Origin of the sequence: Pseudomonas sp. NFACC42-2 (assembly GCF_900116055.1) — a bacterium.
Taxonomy (GTDB): Bacteria; Pseudomonadota; Gammaproteobacteria; order Pseudomonadales; family Pseudomonadaceae; genus Aquipseudomonas; species Aquipseudomonas marginalis.
Genome location: NZ_FOZO01000018.1, coordinates 67,590 through 82,508 on the forward strand (window position 1 = coordinate 67,590; position 14,919 = coordinate 82,508).

The following is a 14,919-nucleotide window of genomic DNA, read 5'->3' on the forward strand; positions in this document are numbered from 1 at the left end:
GCCACGGCAATGCACGAAATGACCGCCACCGTGCAGGAAGTCGCACGCAACGCCGAGCAAGCCTCTCTGGCCGCCGCCGACGCTGACGGCCAGGCCCGCGCAGGCGATAAAGTGGTGGCCGAGGCCATCGCCCAGATCGAACGCCTGGCCGCCGAAGTGGAACGTTCCACCGATGCCATGGCGCACCTGCAACAAGAGAGCAACAAGATCGGCAGCGTGATGGACGTGATCAAGGCCGTTGCCGAACAGACCAACCTGCTCGCGCTCAACGCGGCGATCGAAGCGGCGCGTGCCGGTGAAGCCGGCCGCGGCTTTGCCGTGGTCGCCGACGAAGTGCGTGGCCTGGCCCAGCGCACGCAGAAATCCACCGAAGAAATCGAAGGCCTGGTCGCCGGCTTGCAGAACGGCACCCAGCAAGTTGCCAACGTGATGAACAACAGCCGCAGCCTCACCGACAGCAGTGTCGAACTGACGCGCAAGGCCGGTGTGTCCCTGGAAAACATCACCCGCACGGTGTCGAACATCCAGTCGATGAACCAGCAGATCGCCGCCGCTGCCGAACAACAAAGCGCCGTGGCCGAAGAGATCAGCCGCAGCATCGTGAATGTGCGTGATGTGTCGGAACAGACCGCCACCGCCAGTAATGAGACCGCTAAATCCAGTGTGGAACTGGCGCGACTGGGTAGCCAGTTGCAGCAGATGGTCAGTCACTTCCGGGTGTAAGAAATCAAAAAGCCGCCTCGGCATATACCGAGGCGGCTCCACCTCTCAGACGTTAGCAGTCATCGAAGCTGTCCCGCAGGAACTTCCATACGTGATAAGCACGTAGGCAGTTCACTACGAGGTTCCATGTACGTCGTGCAAACCTAGACATACTCGGCCCTCCGTAAGTTGGGCCTTACCTCCAGCACACTTACCGGAACATGTGGGCCTTTGGACGCACGTCAGTGCTCCTGTGAGGCGGCTGGGTTGATGGTCCTCCCGCATTAATCCGGCACGGATTGCAAGCCCGTGGCAGTCGGTCCAAAATTTGCGCGCGAACCCAGCCAACCTTCCTCACGATGAACACAGAACGCGGGTGATGCTAGCTCAGCCATCTACGCCAAGGTGTTACAAGTAACAACTAATCGCCCTCAAAAGTTGTTGCTGTTCTTTGCAATTGAAAACCAATAAAACCAGTTATCGTCAGCCCTTGTATAAAACCTTAAAGCAGCAGTAGTATTCTCCAACACGTCAGTGCTCCTGTGAGACAGCAACCCCAGCCGCAAACTGGGATTGCAATAAAAAACCGCCTACCAAGGCGGTTTTTTATTGCCTGCGATTTACCTCTCAGCCCTCGCCGTCCTCAACAAACACCACCCGATTCCCAAACGGATCCTTGATGCTCATCTCCCGCGATCCCCAAGGCGTTTCCTCAACCCCAGGCTTGGCGTAACGGTAATCCTTGCCCGCCAACTGCTGCTGGTACGTGTCCACCCCTTGCGCCTGGATCCGCAGCGCCGCGCCCGGCGAAGCATCGCCATGATGTTCGGACAGGTGCAGCACACAATCGCCCAGCGAAACCTGCAGATAGAGTGGATAATTCGCCTCGAAACGATGCTGCCAATCGACCTTGAAGCCCAGGAAGTCGACGTAGAATTCCAGCGCCTTGGCCTCATCGAAAATCCGCAGGATGGGGGTGACTTTTCCTAAGTGCATGGCAATCGCTCCGTGTATGAAAGCGCCCACTATAGAGTCGAAAACCCACCACGCAAATCCCCACTGCGCGCCAGGAAGCGCCCCGGTCGCTGACCGTTCGCCCGGCCATCTCTGTAGCTCAACACGCCGTTGACCCACACGCCATCAATGCCTTGCGCTGCACGCTGTGGCTCATTGAAATCCGCCACATCCCGCACCCGCAACGGGTCGAACAACACCAGGTCAGCCCAATGCCCTTCACGAATTTCACCACGCCCGGATAACCCAAAACGCGCTGCCGACAAGCCGGTCATCTTGTGCACGGCGGTGTGCAACGGGAACAACCCGACATCCCGGCTGAAATGTCCCAGCACCCGTGGAAACGCCCCCCACAAGCGTGGGTGTGGAAACGGATCTTCGGGCAACCCATCAGACCCCACCATCGACAATGGATGCGCAAGGATGCGTCGCACATCCGCTTCATCCATACCGTAGTACACCGCTCCCGCAGGCTGTAGACGACGAGCGGCGCCCATCAACGAGACGTCCCATTCGCCGGCAATGTCCTGCAAGTCGCGCCCCCCCACTTCCGGGTGCGGCGTCGACCAGGTAATGGTGATGCGAAACGCGTCGGTCACCTGCTTGAGGTCCAGGGTCGAAGAACTGGCCGCGTAGGGATAACAATCACACCCCACCGGGTGGGTTTTCGCCGCCGATTCCAACGCTGCCAACAGCTGCGGACTACGCCCCCAGTTCCCCGCGCCCGCACATTTGAGGTGGGAAATGATCACCGGTACCTGTGCGTGCCGACCGATCAGGAAAGCCTCGTCCATCGCCTCCAGCACCGGTTCGAATTCGCTGCGCAAATGGGTGGTGTACACCGCACCGAAGGCCGTGAGTTCTTCACTCAGTTGCAGCACCTCATCGGTCTCGGCATTGAACGCGCTGGCGTAGGCCAGGCCTGTGGATAAACCGAGGGCGCCGGCCTCGAGACTCTCGTGCAACTGCACACGCATGGCGGCGATTTCATCCGGTGTGGCGGTGCGATGCAGGTCGTCCATGTGGTTACTGCGCAGCGCCGTGTGGCCGATTAATGCCGCGACGTTAACCGCTGGATGAGCGCTTTCAACGGCCCTGCGATAGTCGCTGAAACGGGGATAAACAAACGCCGCAGCGCTGCCCAACAAGTTCATCGGGTCCGGCGGATCGCTGCGCAAACTCACTGGTGAGGCGCTGATGCCACAGTTGCCGACAATCACCGTGGTCACACCCTGGCTGAGCTTGGGCAGCATCTGCGGCTGGCGGATGACCACCGTGTCGTCGTGGGTGTGCACATCGATAAAGCCCGGCGCCAGCACACGGCCAGTCCCATCGATTTCATGCGAGGCCACCGCCGTCGATAAGTCGCCAATGGTCTCGATGCGCCCGTCACGCAGCCCCACATCGGCGACAAACCCTTCGGTGTTGCTGCCATCGATGATCAGCGCCTGACGAATCAGCGTGTCGTACGTCATATCAATCTCCAAGCGGCAGGCGGTCAGGGCCGCCGCGATAATCGTCGAGGGCCAGCTTGATCCGGCGCAGGCGTTCCTGGTTGTCGTCAGGCAGGGCCAGCGCCAGTTCGGTGGCGAGCAGGTCGATGGCCAGCAGCATGCCGTAACGCGCCGCCGTGGGTTTGTAGATAAAACTGGTTTCCGCCGGTTGCAGCGGCAGCAGCACATCCGCCAACTGCGCCAGGGGTGAGTCGGCCAGGGTGATGGCGACGATGCGCGCGTCGTAGTTGCGTGCCAGCGCCACCACATCGAGCAATTCAGGGGTGAGGCCCGTGAGCGAGCAGACAATCAGCGCGTGTTCCGGCCCCAGGGTTGCCGCCGTGACACGCATCATCACCGGGTCGTGGCTGGCGGCAATCGGGTAGCCCAGGCGAACCAGGCGCACCTGCAATTCATCGCTGCACAAACTCGACGGCCCGCCCATGCCGAACGCGTGGATCATCCGCGCCTTGCCCAGCAGGTTGACCGCATCGACAAAGCTGGCCTGGTTGAAACCCGACAAGTGCTGGCGCAACGTCGCTTCGATATCGCCGAGAATCTGCCGATGAAACGCCGACTGTTCAGGCAACCCCGCCGGGTCCAGGAAGCGGCTGCCGACGCCGCTGGCCTGGGCCAGTTGCAGGCGCAGATCGCGCAAGTCCCGGCAACCGACACTGCGGGCAAACCGCGATAAGGTCGCGGTACTGACCTCGGCCCGTTGGGACAGCTCTTCCAGGCTGGCCGAGGCGGCAAAGCCCACATCCTCCAGCATCAGCCTGGCGATACGCCCTTCGCCGGCGCTGAAGGAATCCTGGCGGGCGCGGATCTGGTAGAGGATGTCCATGAAGGCTCCGGGTTACAAAATACAGGACAGGCCGTAAGTCAGACCGAAGGCAACCACAGAGATCAGCGTCTCCAATACGGTCCAGGTCTTGAAGGTCTGGATCACCGTCATATTGAAGTATTCCTTGATCAGCCAGAAGCCGCCGTCGTTAACGTGGGAAAAGATCACCGAACCCGCGCCAGTCGCCAACACCAGCAATTCCGGATGCGGATAACCCAGGCCCAGGGCGACCGGGGCTACCACGCCCGAAGCCGTAGTCATGGCTACCGTGGCTGAGCCCGTCGCAATTCGCATCAGCGCAGCGAACAACCAGCCCATCACCAGCGGCGACAGGTGGAAGGCATGCGCCAGGCCGAGAATTTCGTTGGTAACGCCAGCGTCCACCAATATCCGGTTCAAACCGCCACCCGCGCCCACCAGCAAGGTGATGCTCGCGGTCGGCGCCAGGCATTCATTGGTGAACCTGAGGATCGACTCACGGTTGAAGCCCTGCGCCAGGCCCAGGGTCCAGAAACTCACCAGGGTCGCCACCAGCAGCGCGATCACCGAGTTGCCGATAAACAGCAGGAACTGGTTGAAGCCGCTGCCTGGGGTGGAGATCACGTTGGCCCAGCCACCGATCATCATCAGCACCACCGGCAGCAGGATGGTGCCCATGGTCAGCGTAAAGCTCGGCAAACGCTCACGGGGTTCGCGCTCGATGAACTGGCGTTCCAGCGGGTTTTCCGCCGGCAGGTGAATACGCGGCACGATGAATTTGGCGTACACCGGGCCGGCGATGATCGCCGTGGGTATACCGATGAGGATCGCATAGAGCACGGTCTGCCCCACCGACGCGTTATACGCCAGCACGGCCATCATCGCTGCCGGGTGCGGCGGCACCAGCGCATGCACCACCGACAGGCCGGCGACCATCGGCAGGCCGACCATCAGGATCGACACCCCCACGCGCCGCGCCACGGTAAAAGCGATTGGCACCAGCAGCACAAAGCCCACTTCGAAAAACAGCGGCAGGCCCACCAGGAAGGCGATGCACACCATGGCCCAATGGGCATTACGTTCACCGAAACGGTTGATCAGGGTGCGCGCCACCTGCTCGGCACCACCGGACTCGGCCATCATCTTGCCGAGCATGGTGCCCAGCGCCACGACCAGGGCGATATGCCCCAGGGTTTTGCCGACGCCGGCCTCGTAGGAACCCATGATGGTGTCCGCCGGCATCCCGGCCATCAGCGCCAGGCCGATGGACACCAGGGTGATGACGATAAACGGGTTGAGCCGGTAACGTGCGATCAGCACGATCAAAGCAATGATGGCGATGGCAGCGTATGCCAACAGCCCGAAGCCCGGTGATGCGGCCATGCGGTACTCCTCGGAAAGGGTCACGTCGAATTGGTTGTGAAACTCATAAATCATTACCGAGGAGCATTTTCAAATTTTATGAAAGTAACTTTCGCCCACAGATAAGCGCTGTCGCGTTGGGGTATGCCCAAGGGCCGTGCATGAAAATCCGGGGGGTGTTCTTACATGAAGATCAGAGAAGGCTGGAAACTCAACGAATACCCTTGAGTCATAGAATGCACATCCACCGATGCCAGGAAAATCGAGCATGATTCGCACCACACTCGCCGCCGGCGCCCTGCTTCTCGCCGTGTGCGGCACTGCCGCCGCTACCGACAACCCGGCGCTGAAAAAATGCATGGACGGCGCCAATACCACTGCCGACATGGTCAGCTGCAACGTCAAGGAAACCAAGGTGCAAGACACGCGCCTGAACAAAGCCTACAAAACCGCCCTCGCCGCCCAGGAAGGCAACCGCAGGCAGCAACTGCAGGACCTGCAGCGCCTGTGGATCAAGTACCGTGACGCCAATTGTGCCTTCGTCGGCTCGGCTACCGGCGGCACCATCGACCAGGTCAACGGCACCGGCTGCGTGCTGGACATGACCCAGACCCGCGCCCAGGAACTGGAAGACCTGGTCGGGCCATAAAATCAGTCGTGATGCACCCTCGCACGCTTGAGCAGCTTCTTGCAGCGTTCGGACAAATGCAGCACGCGCAAATGCTTGCCGGCCTTGCTGTAGCGCTCGCGCAGGGTCATCAGCGCGGCAATCGCCGAGTAGTCGACAAAGCTCAGGTGACGGCAATCCAGCGTCACCTGGGCGGGGTCGTTGGCCGGGTCGAACTGGTTCAGGAACGGCGTCGTCGAGGCAAAGAACAGCGTGCCGTGCAGGCGATAGAGCTTGCTGCCATCCGCTTCCAGATGCTCATCGGCGTACAGCTCACGGGCCTGTTGCCAGGCAAAGTTCAGTGCTGCGATCACGATGCCGCACAGCACGGCGGTGGCCAGGTCGGTGAACACCGTGATCACGGTCACTGCGATAATCACCAGCACATCATTGAGCGGCACCTTGTTGATCACCCGCAGGGACGCCCAGGCGAAGGTCTGCTGGGACACCACGAACATCACCCCCACCAGCGCCGCCAGCGGAATCCGCTCGATCAGCGGTGACAGAAACAAAATAAACAGCAGGATCATCACCCCGGCGAACACCCCGGAGAAACGTCCGCGCCCGCCGGAGCTGAGGTTGATCACGGTTTGCCCGATCATTGCGCAACCGCCCATACCGCCGAACAGGCCCGAGAGCATATTCGCAGCGCCCAGGGCCACGCTTTCGCGGTCGGGGTAACCACGGGTCTCGGTGATTTCGTCGGTGAGGTTCAGGGTCAGCAGGGTTTCCAGCAGGCCGACCATGGCCATCAGGAACGCATAAGGGGCGATGATGCCGAGGGTTTCCAGGGTCCAGGGGATCTGCGGCAGCGCGAAGGCCGGCAGGCCGCCGGCGATGTGGGCCATGTCGCCGAGGGTACGGGTCGGCAGGCCGAGCAGGTACACGGCCAGGCCCACGCCAAGGATCGCCACCAGGGCCGGCGGCACCGCACGGGTGATGCGCGGCAGCAGGTAGACGATGGCCATGGTCACCAGCACCAGGCCCGTCATCACGTACAACGGCATGCCGCTGAGCCAGCGTTCACCGTTCTTGAAATGTTCCAACTGGGCCAGGGCAATGATGATCGCCAGGCCGTTGACGAACCCCAGCATCACCGGGTGCGGCACCATGCGCACCAGCTTGCCCAGGCGCAACAGGCCGAACGCGACCATGATCAGCCCGCCCAGCAACACCGTGGCCAGCAGGTATTCCACGCCGTGCTGCACCACCAGCGCGACGATCACCACCGCCATCGAGCCTGCCGCCCCGGACACCATGCCGGGACGGCCCCCGAACAAGGCGGTAAGGGTGCAGATGATAAAGGCGCCGTACAGCCCCATCAGCGGGTTGAGGTGAGCCACCAGGGCAAAGGCGATGCACTCGGGCAGCAGCGCGAAAGACGTGGTGAGGCCGGCCAGGGCATCGGCGCGCAGACGGGTGAGGTTCATGAGGTACCAGGGCATTGCGGGGGATAAGGCGGGGAATGGTACGGAATTGAGCGCGGTGGGGCCAGATTTTTAAGGCAAGCACACACCCTGTGGTGAGCGGGCTTGCCACAACTAAAGGGCGGAAAACTAGACCATCTCCTGGCGAATCCACTCCACCACCGACGTACGCTTCGGCGCCCAGCCCAGCAACTCGCGGGCATGTCTGCCGCGCACGCGGCTGTTGGAGCCCAGGCCATAGTTGGCCATTTCATAGCCCCACTCGGCCTCAGCCTCGGCCAATGGCCAATCCTGCGGCCGGCCCAGGTTCAGGGCTTGGGCAATCGCCGTGGTCATGTCGATAAACGAAGCCTCGCCGCTTTCCACAAAGTAGAAGGTGCCCGGCACGTTGCGGGTCAGTGCCAGCAGGTACAGCGCCACCACGTCTTCAATGTGCACGTTGGACCAGATGTTCTGCCCGGTGCCCACATGGCGCACCACGCCGCTCTTGCGTGCCTGCTTGAGCAAGCGCGGCAGTTGCACGCTGTCGCGCTTCACACCCAGGCTGTGGCCGTAGATCAGGGTGTTGCAGATCACCGCTGAGTTCACGCCTTCTTTTGCGGCCGCCAGGATCAGGTTGTCGATGGCCACGCGGGCAGCCTTGTCGACGGTCGGCTCCGGCAGGCTGTCTTCGAAATAGATGACATCGCTGGACTTACCGCCCGACGCATCCCCCACGATGCTCGAGCCGCTGGTGTGCAGGAATGGCTTGTCCGAACCTTTCAGCGCGGCCAGCAGGGTTTCCACCGCGGCACGATGGTCGCTGCTCGCAGCATTGATCACTGCATCGGCTTTATGCGCTTGCTCGGTCAACACAGCAGCATCGTCGAGGGTACCGATCACCGGGTTGATGCCCAGGGCGGTCATTTCAGCGGCTTGCCCGGCGCTACGTACCAGGCCGGTAACCGTGTGACCGGCCTTGACCAGGCCGGTGGCGATGGAACCGCCGATAAAACCGGCTGCGCCGGTAATGAATACGTTCATGGAGAGTGCTCCTGACGGGGTAAGTGATGGCTCCATTGTTACGGACTGATCCCTGGCGAATAAGCCCGCACCGCCCAATTCACTCTTGCGTGAGGGTCACGAATCAGCACGCATACCGCGCCAGCTTGGCCTGGATAAAGTCCAGGAAGCACTGGATGCGCAGCGCCAATTGCGAGTTGCGGTAGAACACCGCGTGGATCGGTTGGCGATACCCGCTGTTGAACGCCTCCAGCACCGGCACCAGGCGCCCGGCATTGATGTCTTCGACGGTCATGAAGTTCGACAGGCAACAAATGCCCTGCCCTTCCAACGCCAACTGGCGCAGGGTTTCACCACTGGACGCGGCCACGCTGGGCTCGATCAGCCAGCGGTCACCTTCCACATGGCGCAGCGGCCAGTGGTTGAGGGTTTCGGTCTGGGTAAAGCCCAGCAGGGTATGGTCAGCCAACTCGGCGACCGTCGTCGGCGTGCCGTACTGTTTGAGGTAATCAGGGCTGGCGAGGATATGCAGCGGCGTACAACCCAGGGATCGCGCATGCAGGGTGGAGTCGGCCAGGGCACCGATGCGTATCGCAATATCGGTGCTCTGTTCCAGCAGGTCGATAATCAGGTCATCGCTGTTCAACTCCAGTTGGATCTGCGGGTACAAACGGCGGAATTCGGCGATGTAGGGCACGATCCCATGCAGCATGAACGGCACGGCGGCATTGATGCGCAGGCGCCCGGCGGGGTTCTTCTGACGTGACGACAGGCGCTCTTCCAGCTCGTCCATCTGCGCCAGGATCAGCTTGGCCTGCTCGAAGAAGTACTTGCCCTCCTCGGTCAGGTCCATGCGCCGCGTGGTGCGGTTGATCAGCGTGGTCTCAAGCTTGGCTTCCAGGCGCGACAGGGTGCGACTGACCGCCGATGGCGTCTGCCCGACCTGCTCCGCGGCGGCGGAAATCGAGCCGCACTCAATCACGCTGACGAAGATCTGTAGCTCATCGGATCGGGCTTTCACGGGTGGTCCTCGTTATCGGTGTACCGCAGCTTACACCGAGAGGTTGAACACCCGCGCCAGATGCTGTTCGTAGCGCGCCACATCCACCTCGATGGCCGGGCGTTTCATCACGTCCACGCACAGGAAGGTCGGCAGGCCGGTCATGCCGAGGAACTCGTTGGCTTTGTGGAACGGGAAGTACACCGCATCCACGCCCTTGGCTTCGAAGAAGTCGGTCGGGTCGTCGAAGGCTTGCTGCGGTGCATTCCAGGTCAGTGACAGCATGTAGTGCTTGCCCTGGACCAGGCCGCCGCTGCCGTATTTCTGCGAGGCGTCGGAACGGGTGCGACCATCGCTGGCATACAGGCTGCCGTGGCCTTCGGTGAAGACTTCGTCGATGTACTTCTTGACGATCCATGGCGCGCCCATCCACCAGCCGGGCATCTGGTAGATGATCACGTCGGCCCAGAGGAATTTGGCGACTTCTTCGGCCACGTCGTAGCCTTCGTCGATATGGGTGACCTTGACGTCGATACCGCCTCGGTCCAACACCGCCAAGGCGGTGTCATGCAGGGTGGCGTTGTAGCGGCCGTCGGAGTGGGCGAACTTTTTACCGCCGTTGAGCAGGAGTACTTTTTTCATGGGAGGCATCCAGAAGGTTGAAAATGTCTGGACGCAGACTATCCACCTCGGCCCTTCGGAATAAGCGGCCACCGGGCAAAATACCTTTGACTACAAGGCACGAATGGATCATGAATTGTTAACCGCCGATCAGCAAATGCCCGCCCAGCAGTGCCATGCCGATAAAAAATACCCGCTTGAACAGGACCGCACTGATGCGCTGGCGCAGCACTTGGCCCAGCCACATGCCCAGCAGCGCCGGCACCAAGGCCAGCAACGAGGCATTGATTGCGCCAGCGCCCAAGGTGCCGCGCCAGGCTAGACCGGCGGCCAGGGCCAGGGTCGATACCGTGAACGACAACCCCAACGCCTGCACCAGTTGATCGCGATTCAAACCCAGTGCCTGCAGGTACGGCACGGCAGGAATCACAAACACACCGGTGGCCGAGGTGATAAGGCCGGTGATCAGCCCGCACAAAGGGCCCACCCAACGCTCGGTCCGGGCCTTGACCTTGAACGTGGGCAGGAACAGTCCGCTCAGCGCATACACCAGCAACGCCGCGCCCAGTGCGCGCACCACCCATTGCCCGCCGTCCATCCCCAGCCACACCGTGCCCAGCCCGGTGCCGAGGAAAATCAGCAGCAACATCGGCCACAGCCGCTTGAGCAAAGCACTCAGGTGCCCGCCGAATGCCAATTGCCACAGGTTGGTGACGGTCGAAGGGATGATCAGCAATGCGGCAGCCTGCGCCGGTAACATAGCCAGGCCGAGCATGCCCATGGCGACAGTGGGCAGGCCCAGGCCGATAACCCCCTTGACCGTACCGGCCAGCAGGAAGGTGCCGATCACCAGCAAGGTAAGGGCGGGGCCGAGGTTCTGGTAAAACGCGAGGAAGGTATTCATGGGCAGAGTGTGCGACTTTTCGATGCGTTCTAAAATTCGCCATATACTGAGGCAGCCTCTTGTTTTGCGTGAGCCTGAGGCCAATCCAGTTACCCGAGCCATCAGCCATGCACTTTGACCTGATCGACCTGCGCCTCTACCTGCACACCCTCGACACCGGCAACATCACCGCCGGCGCGGCCCGCAGCCATTTATCCCTGGCCGCCGCCAGTGCCCGCATCCGGGCGATGGAGGCGTCGTTGGGCATCGAGTTTCTCCAGCGTGGACGTCGCGGCGTCACCCCCACACCGGCAGGCAAGGCCCTGGCCCGTCACGCCCGCCTGTTGTTGCAACAGGCCGAGCACCTGCAACAGGACCTGGCGGAATACGCCAATGGCGTCAAAGGCCAGGTGCGCCTGCTGTGCAACACCACTGCGCTCAGCGAATACCTGCCGGAACTGCTTGCGGACTTTCTGCGCGAACACCCCAACCTCGATATCGACCTGCAGGAATTGCCCAGCCTGCGCATCACCCAGGCCTTGCGCCAGGGCACGGCGGAGCTGGGGATCATCTCCGACGCCGTGGACACCCATGGCTTGCAGACCTTGCCCTTTCGCGACGACCCACTGGCGCTGATCATGCCGCACGACCATCCCCTGGCTGGCGGCACGGTGAGCTTTGTCGACAGCCTGCAATACGACTACGTGGGTCTGGCCGCCGCCAGCGCCCTCGCGGTGTACCTGGAAGAACAGGCACTGCACGCGGGCTTTCGTGTGCAGACGCGCATCCGCGCCGAGGGTTTTGACGGGCTGATTCGCATGGTGGCCCGCGGCGCCGGCCTGGGCATCGTGCCCCAGGCGGCGCTGGCGCGCTGGCCAGCGCCGCGCCGCTTCATCGCCCAACCGTTGCAGGAAGAGTGGGCTTGCCGCACGTTGCTGTTATGCGCGCGTTCGTTCGAGCAATTGCCGGGTTACGCCAGGGCCTTGTTCGATGCCTTGGCCCTGCCCTTGCGGAAAACCCCGTAATACACCGCCGACAGGATCAGCAGGAACGGCACGCCAAACACCAGGGTCATCTTGAACGCTTCGGTGAAGTACGTGGTGATCATCACCGCGCCCATCAGCACCAGCCCCAATAACGTGCTGTAGGGAAACAGGCGCAACTGGAACGACAGCTTCGCGCCGCCATGGCGCTTGCGATAGCGCCGGAAGAACAGGTGCGTGAGGAAGATCATGAACCAGGTGAAGATCGCGCCAAACATCGAGATCGCCATCATCAGGGTGAACGAACTTTCCGGGTACACCAGGTTCAACAGCGTCGCCAGGGCGATGCCCGAGCTGGACAACAGCAAGGCATTGAGCGGAATGCCGCTCTTGCTCAAGGCCCCCATGGACCTGGGCGCAAAGCCGGCGCGGGACAGGCTGAACATCATGCGCGTGGTGATGTAGAGCTGACTGTTCATCGCCGACAAGGCCGCGATCAGGATCACGAAATTCATCACCCCGGTGGCGCCGGGAATGCCGATGGTCTGCATCACCGTGACGAACGGGCTCTGGGCCTGGCCGGCCTGGTTCCACGGCACGATGGCGAGCATCAGCGCCAGGGTCAGCAGGTAAAACACCACCAGCCGCACGATGGTCGCGCGAAAGGCTTTCTTCACGGCCTGCTCCGGGTCCGCCGCCTCACCGGCAGCCACGGCAATCATCTCGACGCTCAAGTAGCTGAAGATCGACACGATCACGGCGATCCACATGCCGCTCACGCCATGGGGGAAAAACCCGTCGTGGGCCGTGTAGTTCTGCACCCCGTATTGCGGGTTGCCGGAGCCGAACACCACGTACACCGCGAGGAGGATGAAGCCGACGATGGCGCTGATCTTGATCGTCGAAAACCAGTATTCGAAGTTGCCGAAAGTCTTGACGCTGATGGCGTTGAGCAGGATCAGCACGCTGGAAAACGACACGATCCACACCCACTCCGGCACGTGGGCGAACCAGTACTTCATGTACATCGCCACCGCCGTGACCTCGGCCCCCACCGCCAGCACAATCGCCGCCCAGTAGGCGTAACGCACCAGGAACCCGGCCAGCGGGCTGATGTAGAACTCGGCATAGGCGCCGAAAGAGCCCGAGGTGGAATGGGCCACCGTCATCTCGGCCAGGCAGCCCATCAGCAGCAAGGTGATCAACGCGCCGATCGCGTAGCTCACCAGTACGCTGGGCCCGGCGTAGCCGATGGCATAGGCGCTGCCCATGAACAGCCCGGTGCCGATGGCGCCACCGATGGCGATCATGCTCATCTGGCCGGAAGTGAGCTGGCGCCTCAGGCCCAGTTCGCGGTGGGTGATCTCGGCAAAGCCGTGGTCGGGTGTGCTCACGTGGTGTGCCCCTTTATTATTGTGGTTGTACTGTCTAACCGTTGTTACAGATCTCCTGTGGGAGGGGGCTTGCCCCCGATAGCGGTGGATCAGCAAAAATTTAAGTAACTGACACACCGCCATCGGGGGCAAGCCCCCTCCCACATTTTCTCCGGCGTTTATTCAGGTGACGCTGTGGCGGACCTTGAATTGCGGCTGGTCCCAGGTGCCGTTGTCGAGAATCTCACCGAGTATTTCCACCGCATCCCACACCTCGGTAAAACTCGTGTACAGCGGCGTAAACCCAAAGCGCATGATGCGCGGCTCGCGGTAATCACCGATCACGCCACGTGCGATCAGGGCCTGGATCACCGCATATCCCTCCGGGTGTTCGAAGCTCACATGGCTGCCACGCCGAGCGTGTTCACGCGGAGTGATCAGCACAAGGTTGTGGGCGGCGCAGCGGCTTTCGACCAACTCGATAAACAGGTCGGTCAGCGCCAGGGATTTGCTGCGCAGGCGGGCCATGTCGGTCTGTTCGAAAATCTCCAGGCCGCATTCCACCATCGCCAGCGAGGTGATCGGCTGGGTGCCGCACAGGTAGCGGGCGATACCGGCGCTCGGCGCATAGCTGGATTCCATGGCGAACTGCCGGGTATGCCCGAACCAGCCCGACAGCGGCTGGTGCACCAGGTCCACCAACGCCGGGTTGACCCACACAAACGCCTGGGAACCGGGGCCGCCGTTGAGGTATTTGTAAGTGCAGCCAATCGCATAGTCAGCACCGGCCCCGTGCAGGTCGATGGGCACTGCGCCCGCCGAATGCGCCAGGTCCCAGATGCTCAGCGCGCCGCATTCATGGCTCAAGGCGGTGAGCGCCTGCATGTCGTACATGTAGCCGGTCTTGTAGTTGACGTGGGTGAGCATCACCACCGCCACGTCCGCATCGATGGCCCGGGGCAGTTCATCCGGGCTGTTGACCAGGCGCAGGGAATAGCCCTGTTGCAGCAACTCGGCGAGGCCCTGGGCGATATACAAATCCGTAGGGAAGTTGCTCGCTTCGCTGACGATCACCCTGCGCGCCGGCTCACGTTGGCGCTGCACGCTCAAGGCGGCGCTGAGCACCTTGAACAGATTGATCGAGGTGGTATCGGTGATCACCACCTCTGCGTCCCGCGCACCGATCAGCGGCGCCAGGCGGTTGCCCAGGCGCTGGGACAAGTCGGCCCAGCCGGCGCTGTTCCAACTGCGGATCAAGCCATTGCCCCACTCTTGCGCGATGACCGCCTGCGCCCGCTCCAGCGCCGCCACCGGACGCGCACCGAGGGAGTTGCCGTCCAGGTAGATAACGTCCTGCGGCAAGGCGAACTGCTGACGTAGCGGCGCCAGCGGGTCCTGAGTGTCGAGGGCTTGGCAATGGCTGCGAGGGGTCATGGGTTGTCCTGGTTTTTGTCAGTGAGGATGCAGCAAATAATGAACGAAGATTTAAAGAATTTTCGTGCAAAGTGGTGGGTAACAGGCTAATTAAGCTGTAGGAAATTCGAATTTAACCCCTAAATACACGGATTT

At 61.8% G+C, this 14,919-nt stretch carries 13 protein-coding genes and 1 pseudogene; 3 read left to right on the top strand and 11 right to left on the bottom strand.

Annotation, left to right across the window (positions count from 1 at the left end; genetic code table 11):
- Window positions 1-129: 129 nt before the first annotated feature.
- Window positions 130-723, top strand: a pseudogene (locus tag BM416_RS31265) (methyl-accepting chemotaxis protein); the annotation flags it as partial.
- A gap of 606 nt (window positions 724-1,329) precedes the next feature.
- Here BM416_RS31265 and BM416_RS24160 read toward each other — a convergent pair.
- The 4 genes from BM416_RS24160 to BM416_RS24175 are packed head-to-tail and all read right to left on the bottom strand — an operon-like array spanning window position 1,330 to window position 5,415.
- Window positions 1,330-1,698 carry a glyoxalase superfamily protein gene (locus BM416_RS24160; protein ID WP_092489704.1) on the bottom strand — a complete coding sequence of 123 codons (369 nt, stop codon included), beginning with the start codon at window positions 1,696-1,698 and terminating at the stop codon, window positions 1,330-1,332.
- A 29-nt stretch (window positions 1,699-1,727) separates the two neighbouring features.
- A complete protein-coding gene (locus tag BM416_RS24165) occupies window positions 1,728-3,191 on the bottom strand; it encodes an N-acyl-D-amino-acid deacylase family protein (RefSeq protein ID WP_092489705.1) in 1,464 nt (487 codons plus the stop codon).
- Between the two features lies 1 nt (window position 3,192).
- Window positions 3,193-4,053: a MurR/RpiR family transcriptional regulator gene (locus BM416_RS24170; protein WP_027607656.1), complete on the bottom strand. Its 861-nt coding sequence runs from the start codon at window positions 4,051-4,053 to the stop codon at window positions 3,193-3,195.
- Window positions 4,054-4,065: 12 nt separating this feature from the next.
- A complete protein-coding gene (locus BM416_RS24175; protein ID WP_256577586.1) occupies window positions 4,066-5,415 on the bottom strand; it encodes a GntT/GntP/DsdX family permease in 1,350 nt (449 codons plus the stop codon).
- A 247-nt stretch (window positions 5,416-5,662) separates the two neighbouring features.
- On the opposite strand from BM416_RS24175, the gene BM416_RS24180 reads away from it, so the two are divergent.
- Entirely contained in the window at window positions 5,663-6,043 is a 381-nt protein-coding gene (locus tag BM416_RS24180) for a lysozyme inhibitor LprI family protein (protein ID WP_092489707.1), read from the top strand.
- Between the two features lie 2 nt (window positions 6,044-6,045).
- On the opposite strand, the gene BM416_RS24185 is transcribed toward BM416_RS24180, so the two are convergent.
- The 5 genes from BM416_RS24185 to BM416_RS24205 all read right to left on the bottom strand — a co-directional run bounded on the left by BM416_RS24185 (window position 6,046) and on the right by BM416_RS24205 (window position 11,015).
- On the bottom strand, window positions 6,046-7,491 hold the full coding sequence (locus BM416_RS24185) for a SulP family inorganic anion transporter (protein ID WP_092489708.1): 1,446 nt from the start codon (window positions 7,489-7,491) through the stop codon (window positions 6,046-6,048).
- 126 nt (window positions 7,492-7,617) lie between these two features.
- Window positions 7,618-8,511 (bottom strand): NAD-dependent epimerase/dehydratase family protein, encoded by an 894-nt coding sequence (locus BM416_RS24190; RefSeq protein ID WP_092489709.1) that lies wholly within the window; start codon window positions 8,509-8,511, stop codon window positions 7,618-7,620.
- A 103-nt stretch (window positions 8,512-8,614) separates the two neighbouring features.
- Window positions 8,615-9,511, bottom strand: coding sequence for a LysR family transcriptional regulator (locus BM416_RS24195; protein ID WP_065947220.1), 897 nt, complete (start codon window positions 9,509-9,511; stop codon window positions 8,615-8,617).
- A gap of 30 nt (window positions 9,512-9,541) precedes the next feature.
- The gene (locus BM416_RS24200) at window positions 9,542-10,132 is read right to left on the bottom strand and encodes an NADPH:quinone oxidoreductase MdaB (protein ID WP_027607662.1); all 591 of its coding nucleotides are present in this window, start codon (window positions 10,130-10,132) and stop codon (window positions 9,542-9,544) included.
- A gap of 118 nt (window positions 10,133-10,250) precedes the next feature.
- Complete coding sequence (locus BM416_RS24205; RefSeq protein ID WP_092489710.1) at window positions 10,251-11,015, bottom strand: sulfite exporter TauE/SafE family protein; 765 nt, start codon at window positions 11,013-11,015, stop codon at window positions 10,251-10,253.
- 107 nt (window positions 11,016-11,122) lie between these two features.
- Here BM416_RS24205 and BM416_RS24210 point away from each other — a divergent pair, with 107 nt between their 5' ends.
- Window positions 11,123-12,019, top strand: a complete 897-nt coding sequence (locus BM416_RS24210; RefSeq protein WP_092489711.1) for a LysR substrate-binding domain-containing protein — start codon at window positions 11,123-11,125, stop codon at window positions 12,017-12,019.
- Here BM416_RS24210 and BM416_RS24215 read toward each other — a convergent pair.
- Both BM416_RS24215 and kynU read right to left on the bottom strand, forming a co-directional pair.
- Window positions 11,965-13,371 (bottom strand): amino acid permease, encoded by a 1,407-nt coding sequence (locus BM416_RS24215; RefSeq protein WP_092489712.1) that lies wholly within the window; start codon window positions 13,369-13,371, stop codon window positions 11,965-11,967. The genes BM416_RS24210 and BM416_RS24215 overlap by 55 nt on opposite strands.
- A gap of 162 nt (window positions 13,372-13,533) precedes the next feature.
- Window positions 13,534-14,784, bottom strand: a complete 1,251-nt coding sequence (kynU, locus tag BM416_RS24220) for a kynureninase (protein WP_092489713.1) — start codon at window positions 14,782-14,784, stop codon at window positions 13,534-13,536.
- Between the last annotated feature and the right edge of the window lie 135 nt (window positions 14,785-14,919).